The 19,472-nt window shown below is 68.6% G+C and carries 17 protein-coding genes; 9 read left to right on the top strand and 8 right to left on the bottom strand.

All coding sequences use genetic code 11. The features are described 5' to 3' along the window. Window positions 1–32 precede the first annotated feature (32 nt). Complete coding sequence (ilvD, locus tag A5727_RS07840; protein ID WP_068247219.1) at window positions 33–1,874, top strand: dihydroxy-acid dehydratase; 1,842 nt, start codon at window positions 33–35, stop codon at window positions 1,872–1,874. A 1-nt stretch (window position 1,875) separates the two neighbouring features. Here ilvD and A5727_RS07835 read toward each other — a convergent pair whose 3' ends face one another. Continuing rightward, window positions 1,876–2,790, bottom strand: a complete 915-nt coding sequence (locus tag A5727_RS07835; RefSeq protein WP_068247348.1) for an SDR family oxidoreductase — start codon at window positions 2,788–2,790, stop codon at window positions 1,876–1,878. Window positions 2,791–2,875: 85 nt separating this feature from the next. Here A5727_RS07835 and A5727_RS07830 point away from each other — a divergent pair, with 85 nt between their 5' ends. Continuing rightward, a complete protein-coding gene (locus tag A5727_RS07830) occupies window positions 2,876–3,436 on the top strand; it encodes a TetR family transcriptional regulator (protein ID WP_068247216.1) in 561 nt (186 codons plus the stop codon). Here the strand turns inward: A5727_RS07830 and A5727_RS07825 are convergent. Then, a complete protein-coding gene (locus tag A5727_RS07825) occupies window positions 3,430–7,440 on the bottom strand; it encodes a bifunctional nitrate reductase/sulfite reductase flavoprotein subunit alpha (protein ID WP_068247213.1) in 4,011 nt (1,336 codons plus the stop codon). The two genes, A5727_RS07830 and A5727_RS07825, sit on opposite strands and share 7 nt — an antisense overlap. Further along, window positions 7,437–8,879 (bottom strand): nitrate/nitrite transporter, encoded by a 1,443-nt coding sequence (locus tag A5727_RS07820; RefSeq protein ID WP_068247210.1) that lies wholly within the window; start codon window positions 8,877–8,879, stop codon window positions 7,437–7,439. Before A5727_RS07820 ends, A5727_RS07825 begins: the two co-directional genes overlap by 4 nt. A 224-nt stretch (window positions 8,880–9,103) precedes the next feature. On the opposite strand from A5727_RS07820, the gene A5727_RS07815 reads away from it, so the two are divergent. The 4 genes from A5727_RS07815 (at window position 9,104) to A5727_RS07800 (ending at window position 12,908) form a co-directional block, all read left to right on the top strand. Next, window positions 9,104–9,457 (top strand): molybdopterin oxidoreductase, encoded by a 354-nt coding sequence (locus A5727_RS07815; protein ID WP_068247204.1) that lies wholly within the window; start codon window positions 9,104–9,106, stop codon window positions 9,455–9,457. Beyond that, window positions 9,457–11,931, top strand: coding sequence for a nitrite reductase large subunit NirB (gene nirB / locus A5727_RS07810; RefSeq protein WP_068247201.1), 2,475 nt, complete (start codon window positions 9,457–9,459; stop codon window positions 11,929–11,931). The genes A5727_RS07815 and nirB overlap by 1 nt, the downstream gene beginning before the upstream one ends. Next, complete coding sequence (locus A5727_RS07805) at window positions 11,928–12,233, top strand: Rieske (2Fe-2S) protein (RefSeq protein WP_068247198.1); 306 nt, start codon at window positions 11,928–11,930, stop codon at window positions 12,231–12,233. The genes nirB and A5727_RS07805 overlap by 4 nt, the downstream gene beginning before the upstream one ends. A 225-nt stretch (window positions 12,234–12,458) precedes the next feature. Then, window positions 12,459–12,908, top strand: a complete 450-nt coding sequence (locus tag A5727_RS07800; RefSeq protein ID WP_068247196.1) for an STAS domain-containing protein — start codon at window positions 12,459–12,461, stop codon at window positions 12,906–12,908. A 5-nt stretch (window positions 12,909–12,913) separates the two neighbouring features. On the opposite strand, the gene A5727_RS07795 is transcribed toward A5727_RS07800, so the two are convergent. From A5727_RS07795 to A5727_RS07780, 4 genes are read right to left on the bottom strand one after another with little or no spacing between them, the layout of a single operon-like run. Next, window positions 12,914–13,306 (bottom strand): universal stress protein, encoded by a 393-nt coding sequence (locus A5727_RS07795; RefSeq protein ID WP_068247193.1) that lies wholly within the window; start codon window positions 13,304–13,306, stop codon window positions 12,914–12,916. After that, window positions 13,303–14,844, bottom strand: coding sequence for a tripartite tricarboxylate transporter permease (locus A5727_RS07790; protein ID WP_068247191.1), 1,542 nt, complete (start codon window positions 14,842–14,844; stop codon window positions 13,303–13,305). The genes A5727_RS07795 and A5727_RS07790 overlap by 4 nt, the downstream gene beginning before the upstream one ends. Continuing rightward, window positions 14,845–15,357, bottom strand: a complete 513-nt coding sequence (locus A5727_RS07785) for a tripartite tricarboxylate transporter TctB family protein (RefSeq protein ID WP_068247190.1) — start codon at window positions 15,355–15,357, stop codon at window positions 14,845–14,847. Next, the gene (locus A5727_RS07780; protein WP_068247189.1) at window positions 15,354–16,343 is read right to left on the bottom strand and encodes a Bug family tripartite tricarboxylate transporter substrate binding protein; all 990 of its coding nucleotides are present in this window, start codon (window positions 16,341–16,343) and stop codon (window positions 15,354–15,356) included. The genes A5727_RS07785 and A5727_RS07780 overlap by 4 nt, the downstream gene beginning before the upstream one ends. A gap of 110 nt (window positions 16,344–16,453) precedes the next feature. Between A5727_RS07780 and A5727_RS07775 the strand changes: the two genes are divergently transcribed. Both A5727_RS07775 and mymT read left to right on the top strand, forming a co-directional pair. Continuing rightward, window positions 16,454–17,656 (top strand): cytochrome P450, encoded by a 1,203-nt coding sequence (locus A5727_RS07775; protein WP_068247186.1) that lies wholly within the window; start codon window positions 16,454–16,456, stop codon window positions 17,654–17,656. Between the two features lie 16 nt (window positions 17,657–17,672). After that, window positions 17,673–17,819, top strand: coding sequence for a copper-binding metallothionein MymT (gene mymT, locus A5727_RS28070; RefSeq protein ID WP_082949665.1), 147 nt, complete (start codon window positions 17,673–17,675; stop codon window positions 17,817–17,819). On the opposite strand, the gene A5727_RS07770 is transcribed toward mymT, so the two are convergent. Further along, window positions 17,772–18,128, bottom strand: coding sequence for a DUF2784 domain-containing protein (locus A5727_RS07770; RefSeq protein ID WP_231991992.1), 357 nt, complete (start codon window positions 18,126–18,128; stop codon window positions 17,772–17,774). The two genes, mymT and A5727_RS07770, sit on opposite strands and share 48 nt — an antisense overlap. Before the next feature lie 111 nt (window positions 18,129–18,239). Here A5727_RS07770 and A5727_RS07765 point away from each other — a divergent pair, with 111 nt between their 5' ends. Then, window positions 18,240–19,463 (top strand): serine hydrolase domain-containing protein, encoded by a 1,224-nt coding sequence (locus A5727_RS07765; protein WP_068247182.1) that lies wholly within the window; start codon window positions 18,240–18,242, stop codon window positions 19,461–19,463. Window positions 19,464–19,472 lie beyond the last annotated feature (9 nt).

Raw genomic sequence — 19,472 nt, 5'->3', positions numbered from 1 at the left:
CGACGGCGGGCTCGGCTGGGACAGTGGTCGGCATGCCTGAATTGAGGTCGCGGACGGTCACGCACGGTCGGAACATGGCGGGAGCACGGTCGCTGCTGCGTGCGGCGGGTGTGGCCAATGCCGACATCGGCAAGCCGATCATCGCGGTGGTCAACAGCTTCACCGAGTTCGTGCCGGGCCACACACATCTGCAGCCCGTGGGCCGGATCGTCTCCGAGGCCGTCACGGCCGCCGGCGGTGTCCCCCGCGAGTTCAACACCATCGCCGTCGACGACGGCATCGCGATGGGCCACGGCGGCATGCTCTACTCGCTGCCCAGCCGTGAGCTGATCGCCGACTCGGTCGAGTACATGGTCAACGCGCACTGTGCCGACGCCATGGTGTGCATCTCCAACTGCGACAAGATCACTCCCGGCATGCTGATGGCCGCGCTGCGGCTCAACATTCCGACGGTGTTCGTCTCCGGCGGCCCGATGGAGGGTGGCACGGCCGTGCTGGTCGACGGCACGGTGCGCACGCGCCTGAACCTCGTGACGGCGATCGCCGACGCGGTCAACTCCGAGGTGTCCGACGACGACATCAACCGCATCGAGGAGGCGGCGTGTCCGACCTGCGGGTCGTGTTCGGGCATGTTCACCGCCAACTCGATGAACTGCCTCACCGAGGCGCTCGGGCTGGCATTGCCCGGCAACGGCTCCACCCTGGCCACGCACACCGCGCGGCGCGCCCTCTACGAGAACGCGGGCAGCACCGTGATGGATCTGTGCCGGCGCTACTACGAGCAGGACGACGCGAGCGTGCTGCCGCGCGCGATCGCGACGCGCGACGCCTTCGACAACGCCATGGCGCTCGACATCGCGATGGGCGGGTCCACCAACACCGTGCTGCACCTGTTGGCCGCCGCGCGCGAGGCCGAACTGGACTACACGCTCGAGGACATCGAGAAGCGCAGCCGGGTGATCCCCTGCCTGTGCAAGGTGGCGCCCAACGGCCACTACCTGATGGAGGACGTGCACCGCGCCGGTGGCATCCCCGCGATCCTCGGTGAGCTGTGGCGGGGCGGGCACCTGCACGAGACCGTGCACACCGTGCACTCCGGGTCGATGGCGGAGTGGCTGCGCGAGTGGGATATTCGCGGCGGCTCGCCGAGCGACGAGGCCGTCGAGCTGTTCCACGCCGCCCCGGGCTGTGTGCGATCTGCGTCGGCCTTCTCCCAGTCGGAACGCTGGGACAGCCTCGACACCGACGCCGCCCAGGGCTGCATCCGCGACGTCAAACACGCCTACTCGGAGGACGGCGGCCTGGCGGTGCTGCGCGGCAACCTGTCGGTGGACGGGTGCATCGTCAAGACCGCGGGCGTGGACGAGTCCATCTGGAAGTTCTCCGGTCCGGCCGTCGTGGTCGAGTCCCAGGAGGACGCCGTGGACGCGATCCTGTCGAAGCGCGTCAAGGCCGGCGATGTGGTCGTGGTCCGGTACGAGGGCCCCAAGGGCGGCCCCGGGATGCAGGAGATGCTCTATCCGACAGCGTTCTTGAAGGGCCGCGGCCTGGGCGCGCAGTGCGCCCTGATCACCGACGGCCGGTTCTCGGGCGGCACGTCGGGCCTGTCCATCGGGCACGTGTCCCCCGAGGCGGCCGCCGGCGGCACCATCGCACTGGTGCGCGACGGCGACCTCATCACGATCGACATCCCGGACCGCACCATCGTGGTCGACGTCGACGATGCCGAGTTGGCCCGGCGCCGTGCGGAGTTGGAGGCCAACGGCGGGTACCGGCCGCGTGACCGCGAACGGGTGGTGTCCCCCGCGCTGCGAGCCTACGCCGCGATGGCGTTGTCGGCCGACAAGGGTGCCGTGCGCGAGGTGCCCGAATAACTCACTGCTCGAAGTAGTGCGCGGCCGCCAGGTCCTCGAGCAGCGAGGGGTGTTCGGGCTGCCAGCCCAGCAGCCGCTGCGTCGTGGCGCTGGAGGTCGGATTGTCCAGTGCCGCAACCACACCGATGAATGCCAGCTGGTCGATCGCCTCCTCAGCTGAGACGCTGATCACCGGGACGTCCAGACGTTCACCGATGGCCTGCGCGATCGCCCGGAACGGCACGCCCTCCTCGGCGGCCCCGTGCAGCCGTGTCCCGGCCGGCGCGGACTCCACCGCAAGGCGGAACAGCCGCGCCGCGTCGCGGTTGTCGACCGCGGGCCAGCGGTTGGCGCCGTCACCGACGTGGATGGCCGCCCCGGTCTTTCGCGCGTGCGCGATCAGGGTCGGAATGAAGCCGTGGAAGTCGGTGGGCCCGTGCACCGTCGGCGCCAACCGGATGATCGAGGCACGCACGTCGCGCTGCGCCAGCGCCAGGGTCGCGTTCTCCGACGCCGCCCGCGGGGCGGACGGGTCCACCGGGGTGTCCTCGGTGCTCGGCTCCGCCGAACCCGCCCCCGCCGCACCACCGAGCGCCAGCACCGCCGTGCCCGAGGTGGTCACGAACGGTCGTCCGCTGCCCGCCAGCGCAGCGCCCATCGCCTCGACGGCCCGCAGGTCGGCCTCCGCCGCGGCCGCGTAGTCGCCGAAGTCGTGCTTGAACGCCAGATGCGCGACCCCGTCGGCCTCGGCCGCGGCACTGGCCAGCACATCGAGGTCGTCGAGCGTTCCGCGCACCACGGCGGCTCCCGCGGCGGTCAGAGCCGCGGCCGAGGCGTCTGACCGCGCCAAGCCCGTGACCTGGTGACCGTGGGTGAGAAGCTCGTGGACCACCAGCGAGCCGATGTGCCCGGAGGCACCGGTGACGAAAATGCGCATGACTGCTCCTTCGGTCATGTGATGTCAGCTACTGACATCACTCTGTGACTGATGTCAGCACCTGTCATCGCCGTAGTATTCCCCTATGGCCCGCTGGGAGCCGGACGCGAAGGGACGCCTGGAGCAGGCCGCGCTGGATCTGTACCTGGAGCGCGGCTTCGACCAGACGACCGTGGCCGAGATCGCCGAGCGCGCGGGGCTCACCGAACGCACCTTCTTCCGGCACTTCGCCGACAAACGTGAGGTGCTCTTTCGGGGCACCGAGTTGGCGGACGCCATCGCAGCGGCCCTCGACGAGGTCCCCGAGTCCGTGCCGCCCCTCGACGCCGTCGCGAACGCGCTGGAGGCGATCGCGGACTTCTTCGACAGCAGGCGGGCCTACAGCGCGGTGCGCCAGAAGGTCATCGCGGCCAATCCGGCGCTGCGGGAACGGGAGCTGATCAAGCTCGCCGCCATGGCGGACACCCTCGCCGACGCGCTGCGGCGCCGGGGTGTCGCCGAACCGGCCGCGAGCCTGACGGCCCAGACCGGGATCGCGGTGTTCAGAATCGCCTTCGAGCGCTGGCTGGCCGACCCGGCGGCACGAAGCATCGCGGTGCACATCCGCGAGTCACTCTCTGAGCTCCGGTCGGTGGCGGCTCAATAGACGTCGCGCAGATAGCGCTTGTCGGCAATCAGCATCCGTCTGTACTCGTGCGCAGCCTCATTCGACATCCCGCCGTGCGTCCTGATGATGTCGGTCAGGGTGTCGTCGACATCCTTGGCCATCCGCGTCGCGTCACCGCAGACATAGAAGTGCGCACCGTCCTCGAGCCAGCGCCACAACTGCTCACCGGCCTCACGCATCCGGTGCTGCACGTACAGGCGCTTCCTCTGGTCACGTGAGAACGCCAGATCCAGTTGGGTCAGCAGGCCGTCGGCCACCATGTCCTCGAGATCGTCGCGATAGTAGAAGTTCTCGGCCCGGTGCTGGTCACCGAAGAACAGCCAGTTGCGGCCGGTGTGGCCGAGCGCTCGGCGTTCCTGCAGGAACGCGCGGAAGGGCGCGATCCCGGTCCCGGGGCCCACCATGATCATCGGGGTGTGCGCGTCCGAGGGCGGACGGAAGTGCGGGGACCTCTGCAGGAACACCGGCACGCCGGCGCCCTCTGCCCGGTCGGCCAGGAACGTCGACGCGACCCCGCCGCGCGCACCACCGTCGCTGCCCCGATAGCGCACCACCGACACCGTCAACTGGATCTCGTGCGGGCTCACCAGCGGACTCGATGAGATCGAGTACTGCCGCGGCGTGAGGCGCACCAGCACCTCCTGCCAGCGTTCGGGTTCGGCGCGCACCGGCGTCTCCCGCAGCACATCCAGCGCGTTGCGGTTGGACAGCCGACCCCACGGACCGCGCAGCGTCTTGGCGGCCGCCCTGTCGCCGCACTGTTCGGCGACGAAGCTCAGCAGTCCAGGGGTGACGCGGCAGATGTCGTAGGACACCGTCAGTGCCGCACGCAGGCTCGTCTCCGCGCCGTCGACCATTACTGGCTCGGCGCCGACCAGGCCCGTCGCGGACAGCCACGCATCGACCGCACAGTCACTGTTGACCGCGTACACCCCCAGCGAGTCGCCGGCGGCGTAGCCTATGCCGTGGTCGGCGACGTGCTCGGAGATGTCGAAACCGAAGTGGCGCACCTCTTTTGCCGCACCGTCGGCAGTGAGCCGCACGTTCCGGACCAGTGGCGCGGGCAGGGGCCACGCGCGGGTGAACGGTTCGGCGGCGGCCTCCGGGAGTGCCGTCGCCGGAGTGCGGGCGAGCGCGGAGCTGACCTGCTCGGCCCAGGCCGTCATGGGGTCGTCGTCATACGCCTCGCACTCGACGCGCTCGAACATCCGGGTCGCTCCCAGGCCGGACAGCCGCGCATCCAGTGCCTTCGCGTAGCCACAGAAGTCGTCATAGGCGCGGTCGCCGATGCCGAGCACGGCGTACCGGAGCCCGGTCAGGGTGGGCGCATCCGGTGCGCGCAGGCGATCCCAGAAGTCCGCGGCGTTGTCGGGCGGGCCGCCGTCGCCGAATGTCGAGGTGACCACCACCGCCTCACGCGCCGTGACGAGATCGGCCGGCGTGCAGTCGTTCATGGCCACCAGGCGCGCACCCGCGCCCAACCGCTCGGCGACCCGGGCCGCGAAGTCCTCGGCGGTGCCGGTCTGGGAGGCCCACACCACCAGCGGGCCTGACGCCGTCGTCTCCGGTGTGTCCGTCGGCGGGGCCAGGCGCGAATGTGTGCCCGCAAGTTGGCCATTGACCCACAGGCGCACCGGCGCGCGCACGGGCGCCGTCTCGGGCAGCACCGGGACTCCCGAGGGCCCGGCCGCGAGGGCGCCCAGAAACGCCGCCAGATAGATCTTCTCGTCGTCGGTCAGGGTGGGTGGCCGCTGATGCTGCAGCCCCAGTGCCGCGATCAGCGGGTGGTCGGCGGCGATCGGTCGCATGCGCGCGGCGCAGACCTTGAACTCCGGCTGCAGTGAGTCGGGGTCGACGGCGTCGTTGGTCAGCGCGTTGACCGTCAGGTCGGCGCCATGGGTGTCGTTCCAGTGGAACGGTGCCCAGATGCTGCCGCGCCGCACGCGGTCGGTGATGACCGCGGGCAGGACGGCCCGGCCCCGCCGCGTCGTCAACTCGACCGGCTGGCCGTCGGCGATGAGGTGCTCGGCGGCGTCGTCGGGGTGAACCTCGACGAAGGCGGCCGCGTTGAGGCGGTTGAGCTTGTCCACGCGACCGGTCTTGGTCATGGTGTGCCACTGGTGCTGGAGGCGGCCCGTGTTGAGCGTCATCGGATACTCGTCGTCGGGCATCTCGGCCGGAAGCAGGTGCGGTCGGGCGTGAAACCTCGCGCGCCGCGACGGCGTGGCGAACGCCAGGCGGGGCCGCCGACCGTCGGCATCGACGAACAGATGCTGGCTCACGCCGTCGTTGAGGTAGCGCAGCGGATGCCGGTCGTCGCCACCGCCCGGGGCGTCCTCCGGCGGGCACGGCCACTGCAGCGGGGTGCGGCGAAGGCGCTCATAGCTGGCACCGCGCAGGTCGTAGCCCGTGTTCGGATTGTGGAATCGGCGGATCTCGTCGAACACCTCCTCGCTGGACTTGTACGCGAAATGCGCACCGAAGCCGAGGTGTTCGGCGACCGCACAGATCAGTTCCCAGTCCGGCCGGGCCTCCCCCGCGGGCGGGATGGACTGCTGCAGCAGCGTCAGGGTGCGTTCGGAGTTGACCATCACGGCGTCGGATTCGGCCCACAATGTCGCGGGCAGCACGATGTCGGCGTACGCGTTGGTTGCGGTGTCGCTGTAAGCGTCCTGGGTGATCACCAGCTCGGCCTCACGCAGACCCGCGATCACTGTCGCCCGGTTAGCCACGGAGGCAACAGGATTGGTGCAGATGATCCAGCAGGCCTTGATGTCACGGGTCGCCATCTGCTCGAACATCGCGACGGTTCCGGGCCCGGCCTCGCTGCGGATGGTGCCCGCCTCGAGGCCCCACTGCGCCTCGACGAACCTGCGGTCCTCATCGAGGTGCACGCTGCGCTGGCCCGGCAGACCCGGACCCATGTAGCCCATTTCGCGGCCACCCATGGCGTTGGGCTGCCCCGTGAGCGACATCGGCCCGCTGCCCTCGCGGCAGATCGCGCCGGTCGCCAGGTGCAGGTTGCAGATCGCGTTGGTGTTCCAGGTGCCATGCGTGCTCTGGTTGAGCCCCATGGTCCAGCAGGTCATCCAGTCCGGGGCCGCGGCGATCATCGCGGCGGCCGCACGGATGTCGGCCTCGGAGAGGCCGGTGATCTGGGCGACCCGGTCCGGCGAATAGTCGGCCAGGAACTCGGGCATGCCCGCCCAGCCCTCGGTGTGCTCGGCGATGAATTCACCGTCGATGTCACCGTTTTCCACCAGCAGGTGCAGGATCCCGTTCAGCAGGGCCAGATCGGTGCCCGGGCTGATCTGCAGAAACAGATCGGCCTTCTCGGCGGTGGCGGTGCGCCGTGGGTCCACGACGATCAGCTTCGCGCCGGACTTGAGTCGTTCGGCCATCCGCAGGTACAGGATCGGGTGGCAGTCGGCCATGTTCGAGCCGATCACGAGGAACAGGTCGGCGTGGTCGAAGTCGGCGTAGGAGCCGGGTGGGCCGTCGGCACCCAGCGACTGTTTGAATCCCGTTCCCGCGCTGGCCATGCAGAGCCGCGAGTTGGACTCGATGTGCACGGTCCGCAGGAATCCCTTGGCCAGCTTGGTCGCCAGGTACTGGGCCTCGATGGACATCTGCCCGGACACGTACAGGGCCACCGAGTCGGGGCCGTGCTCATCGATGATGGCCCGCAACCGGGCGGCGGCCTCGGCCACGGCATCGTCGACCGGCACCGCAACGGGGTCGGCGCCCCGGCCGAACCGCAGCAGTGCTGTGGTCAGCCGCCCGTCGGCCGCGGCCATCAACTCGGCGTGCGTGGCGCCCTTGGTGCACAACCGGCCCTGGTTGGCCGGATGCAGCTTGTCTCCGCTGACCCGTGCGATGACCGGCACGCCCGTATCGGGGTCGGGCCGCGTCTCGACGCAGATTCCGCAGCCCACCCCGCAGTACGAGCAGGCCGTTCTGGTCGCTTGGGCGCTTGCGATCATCCGGCCGCCACGGGTGCCGGGGAACGAAGGCGCTCGCCGGTGGGTGCCGCCGAGCGCATCCGCAGGAACACGAACCACGTGACGATCGCACACACCACGTAGAAGACCAGGAACACCCAGAACGCGTTGGTGGCCGACTTGGCGTCGCTGACGTAGGAGGCGCGCAGCACGATGTTGATGAACACGCCGCCCAGCGCACCGACGGCGCCGGCGAAACCGATCAACGCCCCGGACATGGCCCGCGACCACGCGGCCTTCTCGGTCGGACTCCACTCGTCGTGCCCCTGCGCCTTGGCCTCGAAGATCGACGGGATCATCTTGTAGGTGGACCCGTTGCCGATTCCCGACAGGATGAACAGCAGGATGAAACCGACGACGTAGGCGACCATCTGGGCGCCCGTCGGCGCGCCGGCCATGGCGTCGTCAAGCACCCCGGTGACCACGAGGATGCCTGCGGCGAACATCATCGCCACGAACGTGTAGAGCGTGATCCGTCCACCTCCGATGCGGTCGGCCAGCCTGCCGCCGAAGGGGCGCGAGATCGACCCCAGCAGTGGGCCGACGAACGAGATCTGGGCCGCGTGCAGCGACGCCTGCGCCGCGGTGTCCCCGCCGGCGAGGAAGTTGATCTGCAGCACCTGGCCGAACGCGAAGGAGAAGCCGATGAAGGACCCGAATGTGCCGATGTACAGGAAGCTCATGACCCATGAGTGCCGGAACCGCAGGGCCTCGGCGAGCGCGCCCAGATTGGACCTCTGGTTGCGCAGATTGTCCATGAACAGCGCGGCGCCCACAGCGGCCAGTGCGATGAGCACCAGATAGATGGCGCAGACCAGATGGGGTGCGGTGTTGGACACCGTGGCGATCACCAGGAGGCCGACCAGTTGGATGACCGGGACGCCGATGTTGCCGCCCCCGGCGTTGAGGCCCAGCGCCCAGCCCTTGAGTCGCTGCGGGTAGAACGCGTTGATGTTGGTCATCGACGACGCGAAGTTGCCGCCGCCCAGGCCCGCGACGGCCGCGACGATCATGAACGTCGTGTAGGAGGTGCCCGGGTTGCTCATCACGTACCAGGTGAGCGTGGTCGGAATGAGCAGCAGCAGGGCGCTGACCACGGTCCAGTTGCGGCCGCCGAAGCGCGCCGGGGCGATGGTGTACGGAATCCGCATGAACGCACCCACCAGGGTGGGCATCGCGACCATGAAGAACTTGCCCGCCGCGTCGATGTGGTACACGTCCTGCGGCATGAACAGCACCATGACCGACCAGATCGACCAGATCGAGAAGCCGACGTGCTCGGCGATGATCGACCAGATCAGGTTGCGCCGCGCGATCGTGGAGTTGCCGTTCTCCCAGGCCACGACGTCTTCGGCGTCCCAATGTTCGATGTCTCGGGAGCGTTTCCAGCGGGCCGGGACCGCGGTGGACAGGGTGGGCATCGGCAGGCCTTTCGGGGAAGCGTGACTGCGGGGTGGTTCTCGTCTCGGCTACAGGTCTACGGCCTGCGGATTCCGCACCCGTTGCGCGTTCATGACCGAAAGGTCAATTGCGGCTCACAGGGCTTTCGGCCTCACGGTGAGCACTCGGAAGCCGTGCGCAGGGGTATTCGTCGGTGACTCACCTGCGCAACCGGCCGGAAACACAACGGACCTAGCTTCGAGCCATGTCCGATGGCAGCACACCACACTTCCTGCAGGGCGCCTTCGAATTCGAGGGCAGCGGATACGCCGACCCTGTCCTGCTCGATGGATCGCTTCGCTACGTGGTGCCCGCGGGCACCGTCAGCCAGCCGGTGTACTTCCGCGGCGGCAACTCCACGAAGCAGATGATCAGCGTGGTGTTGTTCCGGGACGGAAAACCCATGCGCTGGTTCCCGATTGCCGCCAAGGGCGCCACCCACGTCGCGCTGCGCGTGGTGGAGGACCTGCTGGCCGACACCGTGTTGGAGCTGTACGTCAGCGCACCCAGGGGCGTGTCGGGAAGCGTGGTCGTCGATCTGGGTCTGGTGGAGGTCTGATGAGCGCGCGTAGGCCACGGCTTGTGGTCGTGGGCAACGGTATGGCCGGGATTCGGGCCATCGAGGAGATCCTGAGCCGCGGCGGTGGCGCGGCGTTCGACATCACCGTGTTCGGCGACGAGCCATACGGCAACTACAACCGCATCCTGCTGTCGAATGTCCTTGCCGGCAAGGATGATCCGAACGAGATCTACCTCAACGGGCTGGACTGGTACTCCGACAACGGCATCGACCTGCGCGCCGGGGTGCGGGTGGTGCGCCTCGACACCTTCGCACATGTGGTGCACGCCGACGACGGCACCCGGATGCGCTACGACAAGCTGATTCTGGCCACCGGAAGCCGCTCGTTCTTCCCGCCGATGGCCGGCCTGTGGGCCGACGACAAGAACCTTGTCTCCGGCGTCTTCGGATTCCGCACCCTCGACGACACCTCGGCGATGATCGCCGCGGCGGCCGACCACACCAAGGCGGTCGTGATCGGCGGCGGCCTGCTCGGCCTGGAGGCCGCACGCGGGCTGCAGAACCGCGGGCTGACCGTGGACGTGGTGCACGCGGGCCCGACCCTGATGAACGCCCAACTCGATGAGGCCGCGGGCGCGATCCTGCGCAGGTCCGTCGAGGATCTGGGCATCGGCGTACACGTCGACAAACGCACGACCGAGGTCGTCGTCGAGGACGGGGCCCTGACCGGTGTCCGGTTCTCCGACGGCGGGGGGCTCGACTGCGACATGCTCGTCATCGCCGCGGGGATCCGCCCCAACGTGGGCCTGGCGCAGCGTGCGGGGTTGACCGTCGAGCGTGCGATCGTCACCGACGACCACATGCGATCGGTCGACGACGACGACGTCTACGTCGTCGGCGAGTGCGCGCAGCACCGCGGACAGGTCTACGGCCTGGTCGCGCCGCTGTGGGAGCAGGCCAAGGTGCTCGCCGACCACATCACCGAAACCGACCGCGGCGCGGCCTATCACGGCTCGCGGGTGGCCACCAAGCTCAAGGTCGCCGGCGTGGACGTCGCCGCGATGGGTCTCAAACACCCCGAACACCCCGACGACGAGTTCGTCCAATACAGCGAACCGCGCCACGGGGTCTACAAGACCGTGGTGATCCGCGACGGCAGGTTGGTCGGCGCGACCCTGCTCGGCGATGTCAGCAAGGTGTCCTTCCTGACCCAGGCGTTCGACAACGGCCTGCCCCTGCCCGACGAACGGGTGTCGCTGATGTTCGACCTCGGCACGCCCGGCGTCGAGGTCGGGGTGGCCGAACTGGCCGACGACGCGCAGATCTGCAACTGCAACGGCGTGTCCAAGTGCGCGATCGTGGACTGCGTGGCCCAGGGCGCCACGTCGGTCCCCGCCGTCATGGCGAAGACGAGGGCCGGCAAGGGGTGCGGGGCGTGCCGCCAGCTGGTGACCCAGCTGGTCGAGTGGGCCGCGGGCGGCACGGCCACCGAGGATCCGTCGGCGACGTGGTACGTGCCCAGCATCCCGTACGACAAGCCCACGCTCATGCGAATGATCCGCGAGCTCGAACTGCATTCCGTCGCTTCGGTGTTCGCGGCGCTGGCACCCGACGGCAAGCCCGACGCCAACTCCAAGATGGCGTTGTCGTCCCTGCTGGAGATGATGTGGGCCGACGAGTTCGTCGACGACACCTCGGCCCGGTTCATCAATGACCGCGTGCACGCCAACATCCAGCGCGACGGCACGTTCTCGGTGGTGCCACAGATGAAGGGCGGCGTGACCACTCCGGGCCAACTGCGCCGCATCGCCGACGTCGCCGAGAAGTACGAGATCCCGATGATCAAGTGCACCGGCGGACAGCGCATCGACCTGCTGGGCGTGCGCAAGGAGGACCTGCCCGCGGTGTGGGCCGACCTGGACATGCCCTCGGGGTACGCCTACGGCAAGAGCTTCCGCACCGTGAAAACCTGCGTGGGAAGTGACTTCTGCCGATTCGGCCTGGGCGACTCGACCGCGCTGGGCATCGCGATCGAGGAGCGTTATCAGGGTCTGGCCAGCCCCGCCAAGATGAAGCTCGCCGTCACCGGATGCCCCAGAAACTGCGCCGAGGCGCTGTGCAAGGACCTCGGCGTGGTCGCCGTCGACGGGGGTCGCTGGGAGATCCACGTGGGCGGCGCCGCGGGCGCGCACATCCGCAGGGGCGACCTGCTGGCCACGGTCGACACCCCCGAGGAGGTGATCACGCTGACGGGCCGGTTCCTGCAGTACTACCGCGAGGACGCCAACTGGCTGGAGCGCACGTATGCCTGGGTGCCGCGGCGAGGGATCGAGCACATTCGTGCCGTGGTGGTGGACGGCGCCGAGGACGTGATCGCCGGATTGGATGAGAGGATGGCCAAATCCATTGCCGCCTATCGAGATCCGTGGATGCAGGGACGCGAGCCCGTCGCGCCGGGACAGTTCCGCACGGCGCTGCCCCTGCTGCCGTTGCCACAGGTGCCGGCGCGATGAGCGAGGTCATGGTCGGGCGCGTCGAAGAGATCCCGGTCGGAGAGGGACGCACGTTCGCCGTCGACGGTGAGCAGATCGCCGTGTACCGCCTGCGTGACGGTTCGCTGCGCGCTCTGGATGCGGTCTGCCCGCACCGCGGTGGCCCGTTGGCGGACGGACTCGCCGACGACGACATCGTGGTGTGCCCGCTGCACAGCTACTCCTTCGACATGTGCTCCGGCGCCGAGACGTCCGGCAGTGGGCTGTCGGTGCGCCGCTTTCCGGCGACCGAGGTCGACGGGAACATCCAGATCACGGTATGAGTTGTTTGGACCACGCCAGACAACTGATTCCGTGGCGAAAACGAGATTCCACTCGCCAAGCAACACAATCAGGGGGCGAAGTTCTGCTCGAAACCGGGGAATTGTCAATAAATCCGCTGAACAGGGCCCATACGACGAAATCCGTAGTAAAGTCACTGCCAGGTTGAGCTTCCAGCCTCGCCCCTTCCATGGGGCCCTCATCCACAGCGTTGTGTAGGGAGTGCGATGCCCGCTTCCACCGGCACCATCAGACTGTACCGGCCAGACCCCAGCACCCTCACCGAGTCGAGGCGATACGGCCGGGCGACCTACTCCGTGTATCCGGCAACCTCGACCCGCATTCACGTCGCGGTGTGCGGCGACGTCGACGCGGTCAACGGGCGCGCACTGGGTCAGTACGTCGAACGCCACACCGGCACCTCTCGGCAGATGGTCCTCGACCTTCGAGCCGTCGACTTCTTCGGGACGGCCGGCTTCACGGCGCTCTACTACATCAGCGTGCACTGCAACCGGCGCGACGTGGACTGGATGCTCGTCGGCGGCCCACCGGTGCGTCGCCTGTTGCGGATCTGCGACACCTCGCACGAACTGCCGCTGTGCGCCGACCTCGACACCGCGTCGGCCCGCCTCGAACACCTTGCGGTGAGCCGCCGCCGCGTCGCGACAGCCGGCTGACCGACTCAGTCGTCATCGGGTTTGACCGCCAGCACCGGCTTGGGGCATTCCAGGATGAGCTGCTGGGCCGTGCTCCCCATCAGCAGTTTTCCGACCGGGTTGCGGTGCCGGATGCCGATCACCAGCAGCTCGGCGGCCGGATGGTCCATGGCCTTGAGCAGTTCCTCGACGACGTCGACGCCCACGGGCTGATGGAGTTCGAACGGCACACCCGTCTCTGCCAGGTGGGTCGCGAGGTCGACGATCTGGCCGGACCGGGCGAACCGCGGGTCCACATACGCCTGGCCCGATGTCGCGTTGATGACCCGAATGGCGGTCCGACGCCGTCGGGCCTCCGCGATGCCGGCCTCGAGGGCGGCCGCGCCGTAGCGGTCGGCGCTGTATCCGACGACGATCATGTGTGGGTCGCCTTCGCTGTCTGGTCCCTGTCGTCCTCGACGATCAGCAGCGTCTCCTCACTGCGGTGGAGCAGCCGCAGCACCAACGGCGCCGCCAGCAGCAGGATGATCAGCACGTAGGTCACGATCGCGACCGGTTCGGTGAACAGGCTGTTCAGATCCCCGCCGCCGAGCTGCAGGCTCTGTCGAAGCTGGCGCTCGATGCGCGGGCCGAGGATGACCCCGATGATCAAGGGGAGCACCGGCAGCCCGAACCGTCGCATCATCAGCCCCATCAGACCGAACACCAACAACAGCGCCAAGTCCAGCGGTTGCAGGTTCACCGCGAAGGCCCCCAGTGCCGCGAAGAACAGGATTCCGGCGTACAGGTACGGCCGCGGCGTGCGGAGCAGCTTCGCCCACAGCGGGGCCAGTGGGAGGTTGATCACGAGCAGCAGGAGGTTGCCGATGAAGAGGCTGGCAATCAATGTCCAGATCAGCAGCGGCTCCTTCTCGAACAGTGTGGGCCCCGGCTGGATGCCGTAGGAGACGAATGCCGTCAGCATCACGGCGGCAGTGGCATTGGTCGGCAGACCCAGCGAGAGCATCGGGACCAGGGTGCCCGCGGCCGAGGCGTTGTTGGCCGCCTCGGGCCCCGCGACGCCCTCGATGGCCCCCTTGCCGAACTCCTCGGGGTGCTTCGAAAGCCGCTTCTCGGTGATGTATGACAGGAACGTCGGCAACTCCGCGCCGCCGGCCGGTAGCGCGCCGAACGGGAAACCGTAAGCGGTACCGCGCAACCAGGGCTTCCACGACCGTGCCCAGTCCTGCCGCCCCATCCACGGCCGCCCGACCGGAATCACCTCGGCGGGCCGCCGGCGCAGGTGGGCGGCCACCCACAGCGCCTCCCCGACCGCGAAGACCGCGACCGCGATCACCACGATGTCGATGCCGTCGGACAGCAGCGGGATGCCGAACGTGGCCCTGGGCTGACCCGTGAGCGAGTCGATCCCGACGACGCCGATGGCCAACCCCAAAAGCAGCGAGATGAGGCCGCGCATCTTGGACGAGCCCAGCACCGCGGTGACCGCGACCAGCGCGAACAGCATGATCGCCAGGTACGACGGCGCGCCCAGGGTGACCGCGAACCGCGACACCGCAGGCGCGAACCCCGCCAGCAGGGCGGTGCCGATCGCGCCCGCGACGAACGACCCGATGGCCGCGGTGGCCAGCGCCTGGGCCGCTCGTCCCGCCTTGGCCATCCGGTTGCCCTCGATCGCGGTGATGACTGAGGACGACTCCCCCGGCGTGTTCAACAGGATCGACGTGGTCGATCCGCCGTACATCCCGCCGTAGAAGATCCCGGCGAACATGATGAAGGCCGCACTCGGGCTGACGTTGTAGGTCACCGGCAACAGCAGAGCCACCGTCATGGCCGGACCGATACCGGGAAGCACGCCGACGGCGGTGCCGAGGAGCACCCCGATCACGGCGTACAGGAGATTCATCGGGGTCGCGGCCTCGGCGAACCCCTGCAGCAGCCAGTCGAAATTCTCCATCTACAGAATCCCATCCAAAATCCCTGCGGGCAGCGGGATTCCGAGTCCGGAGTAGAACGCGTAGAAGGTGCCCACCGCGAGCACCCCGCCGATGACGAGGTTGCGGATGTGGTGCCTGCTGCCCAGCACCGTGGCGCACCCGGCGAAGAACAGCGCACCGGCGATCGCCCAACCGAGTGGAACGACCAGCACGATCAGTCCGGCGAACAGCGCGACCAGCAGACCGACGGTGCGCCAGTCGCTGGGCAGGTCCGGATCGATGTCCTCGCCGGCATCCGCCTCACCGCGGTGTCCCCGGGGAATCGCCACCGCCAGCACAACCGCCAGGATGAGCAGTCCCACCCCGATGGCGATCGGAAACATCCGCGGCCCAACGGGATCGACCTCCGCGAAGCCTCCGGTCATCGTGGTGGAGTCATAGATCAGGAACCCGCCGACCGCCACCAGGACCACGCAGACGATGTACTGCGCCCAGTCCGGGCGAACCCTCTCCTGCCGCTCGGGAGTGCTCACACCAACCCCAGTTCTGTCAGCGTCGACTCGACGCGGTTGTCCTGCTCCCGCAGGAACTCCTCGAAGGCCGGCCCGGTGAGGAAGGCGTCACTCCAACCGTTCTGGGCCAGCGCGTCCCGCCACGCCTGAGTCCTGTGCAGGTCCTCGAGCACCGCCACCATGGCGGACCGGTCCTCGGCGGCGATCCCGGGTGGCGCGATCACGCCGCGCCAGTTGGTGAACGTCAGGTCGATGCCGGACTCGCGCAGTGTGGGAGCGTCGATGCCCTTGACCCGCTTTTCGCCCGACACGGCGAGCACCCGGACCTGCCCGGCCTCGATCTGATCGACGTACTCCCCCAGACCCGATGTGCCCGCGGCGATCTTGTTGCCCAACAGGGCCGTCAGCAGATCTCCTCCGCCGTCGTAGGAGACGAAATTGACCCGCGTCGGATCCACACCGACGGCCTTGGCGGTCTCCATCGGGAACAGGTGGTCCGGCCCGCCGGGATTGGAGCCGCCGCCGATGGTGACCTTCGCCGGGTCGGCTCTCCAGGCCGCGACGAAGTCGCCCACGGTGCGAAACGGTGAGTCGGCGGGCACCAGGATGCCCTCCTGCTCTTCGACCACCCGCGCCAGGGCGGTGGCGTCGGAGGCTCGGGCCGTCGACCCGTTGGTGAACGTCGCCCCGACCACGCCGAGCCCCATCATCATCATCAGATCGCCGTTGCCGCGTTCGTTCATCAACCGGGCCATCGCGACGGTGCCGCCGGCGCCGATGACGTTGAACACCTCGATACGACCCGTGATGTCCTCGTCCTCGAGGATCTTCACCGCGGTGCGCGCGGTCAGGTCGTACCCGCCGCCCGGGCTGTTCGGGACCATCATCCGCAGCCGGTGCATTCCGGCCGGGTCGTCACCGCGCGTCACCCCGCAGGCCGCCGACAACAGCACCGCGCAGACGACGAGGGCAACCACGGCCGCCAGACGCCGTCTGAGTGCTGTCACGACTGGAGAGTGACCCAAGTCACTCCCGGGTAAACCACGACATTCGGCGGATGGCGGTCAGGTAGCGGACTACGCTCCCGCCCGGCGAGCCGCGCGCCGACGATCGCCTCATGAGTACCGCAGTGATTCCCGACCTCGCCTACGACCATCTCGACGATCCCGAGGCCGCGCACCGAGCGATCCGCGCGGCGCGGGAACGCGGCCCCCTCGCGATGGGACCGCACGGTGTGGAGGTGCTGAGCCACGACCTGGTGCGCGCGGTGCTGCGCGACGACCGGTTCGTGGTGCCCAAGGGCTTCGCCCTGGCCCCGCAGGGCGTCACCTCGGGGCCGCTGTGGGACCGCGCCGTCACCAGCCTGCTGTGTCTGGACGGCGCCGAACACCGGCGGTTGCGCAGGCTGGTCGCCCAGGCGTTCACCCCGAAATCGGCGGCCCGGATGCGCACCGCCTGCATCGACGTCATCTCCGGGCTTCTGGACCAGCACCCCGGTGCCTGCGACATGGTCAGCGACATCGCCCGCCCGTATCCGGTGCCGATCATCTGTGCGCTGCTCGGGGCGCCACGTCAGGACTGGCATCGCTTCTCCGACTGGGCCGAGGACGTGCTGCGCCTGTTCAGCTGGGACGCCGCAGCCAACGCCGACGCCATCCTCTCCGCGTGGACTGCGTTGGACGCTCACGTCGACACAATGATCGCCGAGCGTCGCCAGCGGCTGACCGACGACCTGCTCTCCGACCTGATCCGCTGCGAGGACGCCGGGGACCGATTGAGTCACGGCGAACTGCTGATGCTGGCCGGTGGGCTGTTGATGGCCGGAACCGACACCACCCGGAACCAGTTGGCCGCGGCGATCGAGGACCTGTGCGACCACCCCGACCAGTGGCGCCTGCTGCGCGAGAATCCCGAACTGGCACCGCTGGCCGTGGAGGAGTTGATCCGGCACCGCCCGATCGTCTTCGCCGCCCTGCGGGTGACGACCGAGGACGTCGAACTCGCCGGGCACCGGATCCCGGCGGGCACCACGGTGGTGGCCAACACCGCGTCGGCCAACCGCGACCCGGCCGTGCACGACGATCCCGACCGCCTCGACATCACCCGCGAGGGTGTCCCGCCGATCCTGACCTTCGGCAGCGGCGTCCACTACTGCCTGGGTGTCCACCTGGCCAAACTCGAACTGGCAGAGGCACTGGCCGCGATCACCGCACGGATCGCCGAACCCAGACTGACCGCCCGGCACCCGTGGCGGCCGCTGAGCGGGATCAGCGGACCGACCAGTCTGCCTGTCGAGTTCGCCCACGCCGAGGCGGCATAGGGGGCACCATCGAAGGATGGGAAACGAACAGGGAACCCTGCTCACGTGCGCGCACGAGGGCTGCGGGTGTCGTGTGCGCATCGAGTCCGAATGCCACTGCCCGGACGGCGGCGGTTCATACCGATGTACGTGTGGCGCCGAGCTCGTGCCGGTGGACCAGTAGCCAGGACAGCAGCACCACACCGACGACCAGGCCCCGGACGACGCCCACCGCGCCCCCGGGATAGAGCACGCCGGTGAGGTAGTGGGCGATGAACCCGTCCGGGGGCAGTGGCCCCATGCCCGCACGCTCGCGGGCCCACCGCTCCACTGATGTCAACGGGCACGGCAGCGGATACAGCGTGCTGCCGATCCCCCACAACACCGCCAGGATGTGCAGGGCCAGGGTCCGCCGCCATCGCAGCGCGAGGAACCCACCGATCACCAGATAGCCGATGAACGCGAAATGCACGGCAACTGTGCCGATCACCAGTGCTGTTGCGACGACCTCGATCACCCGATGTTACGCGCGGCCACCACGACGCTCCGGCGCGTCGTGCCCACCTGCGCCTCATCCGGGTCGTTGACAGGGCAAGCTCTCCCCATGATCCGAAGAGGGACCGCCCTGCTGGTGGCCGCGCTGTTGCTGACGGGGTGCGTGTCGCCCGAGAATCCGCCGACTGCGGCGCCCACCACGCACACCGCGCAGGCCGACGCCATCCGGGCCGTCGTGAAGTCTGTGATGGCGTCCGAGCACCTGAAGTCCGCGCTGGTGCGGGTCACGGTCGACGGCAAGGAGGTGATCAGCGAGGCGTTCGGCGAGTCGATCACGGGGGTGCCCGCCAGCACCGACATGCACTTCCGCAACGGCGCCGTGGCGATCTCCTACGTGTCCACCCTGCTGCTGATCCTGGCCGAGGAGAACAGGGTCGGCCTCGACGACAAACTCTCCGACTTCCTGCCTGAGATCGCGCACGCCGACCGGGTCACGCTGCGACAGCTGGCCCAGATGACTTCGGGGTACGCCGATTACGTCCTGGACAATGACGCGTTCGCCGCCGCCCTCTACGAGAATCCGTTCCGGCAGTGGAAGCCTGAGGAACTGCTGCAGTTCGCGGTCACCAAGCCGCTGCAGTACGAGCCGGGCACCAACTGGAGCTACGCCCACACCAACTATGTGCTGCTCGGACTGGCCCTGGAGCGGGCCACGGGTGAGTCCATGCCGAAACTGTTGTCGGAGAAGGTGCTTGATCCGCTGGGTCTGCGAAACACCGCCAACTCATTCACTCCCGCGATCCCCGAACCCGCACTGCACGCGTTCACCGCCGAACGGCGGGCCAATCTGGACATCCCGGCCGCCGTGCCGTTCCTGGAGGAGTCGAGCTTCTGGAACCCGTCGTGGACCATCACGCACGGCGCCATCCAGACCACCACGATCGAGGACCTCGCGACGTCGGCGGCCGGCATCGGATCGGGCCAGTTGCTGTCGCCCGACAGCTACCGGATCTTCGCGTCCAAGGACCTGCAGGGCAGGACTCACAGCGCGCCCGGCTGCCCGACGTGCGCTCCGCAGAGCGACTTCTACACCTACGGCCTGGGGATCGTGCTCTCCGGCGACTGGCTGCTGCAGAACCCCATGTTCTTCGGCTACGCCGCAGTGGGCGCCTACCTGCCCGAGCGCCGGATCGCGATCGCGACGGCGGTCACCTTCAACGAAGACGCCTTCGACGACGAGGGCAACTATTCGAACGCCGCCGACGCGCTGTTCCGCAGGATCGGCGCAGAAGTCGCACCCGAGCACGCGCCTCCCAGCCGTCCCGCGCGGTGACGGGATCGC

Origin of the sequence: Mycobacterium sp. ACS4331, assembly GCF_001667265.1 — a bacterium.
In the GTDB taxonomy this organism is placed as follows: Bacteria; Actinomycetota; Actinomycetes; order Mycobacteriales; family Mycobacteriaceae; genus Mycobacterium.
Note: the sequence above shows the minus strand (reverse complement) of the source record. Positions and strands in the feature narration are given on the sequence as shown.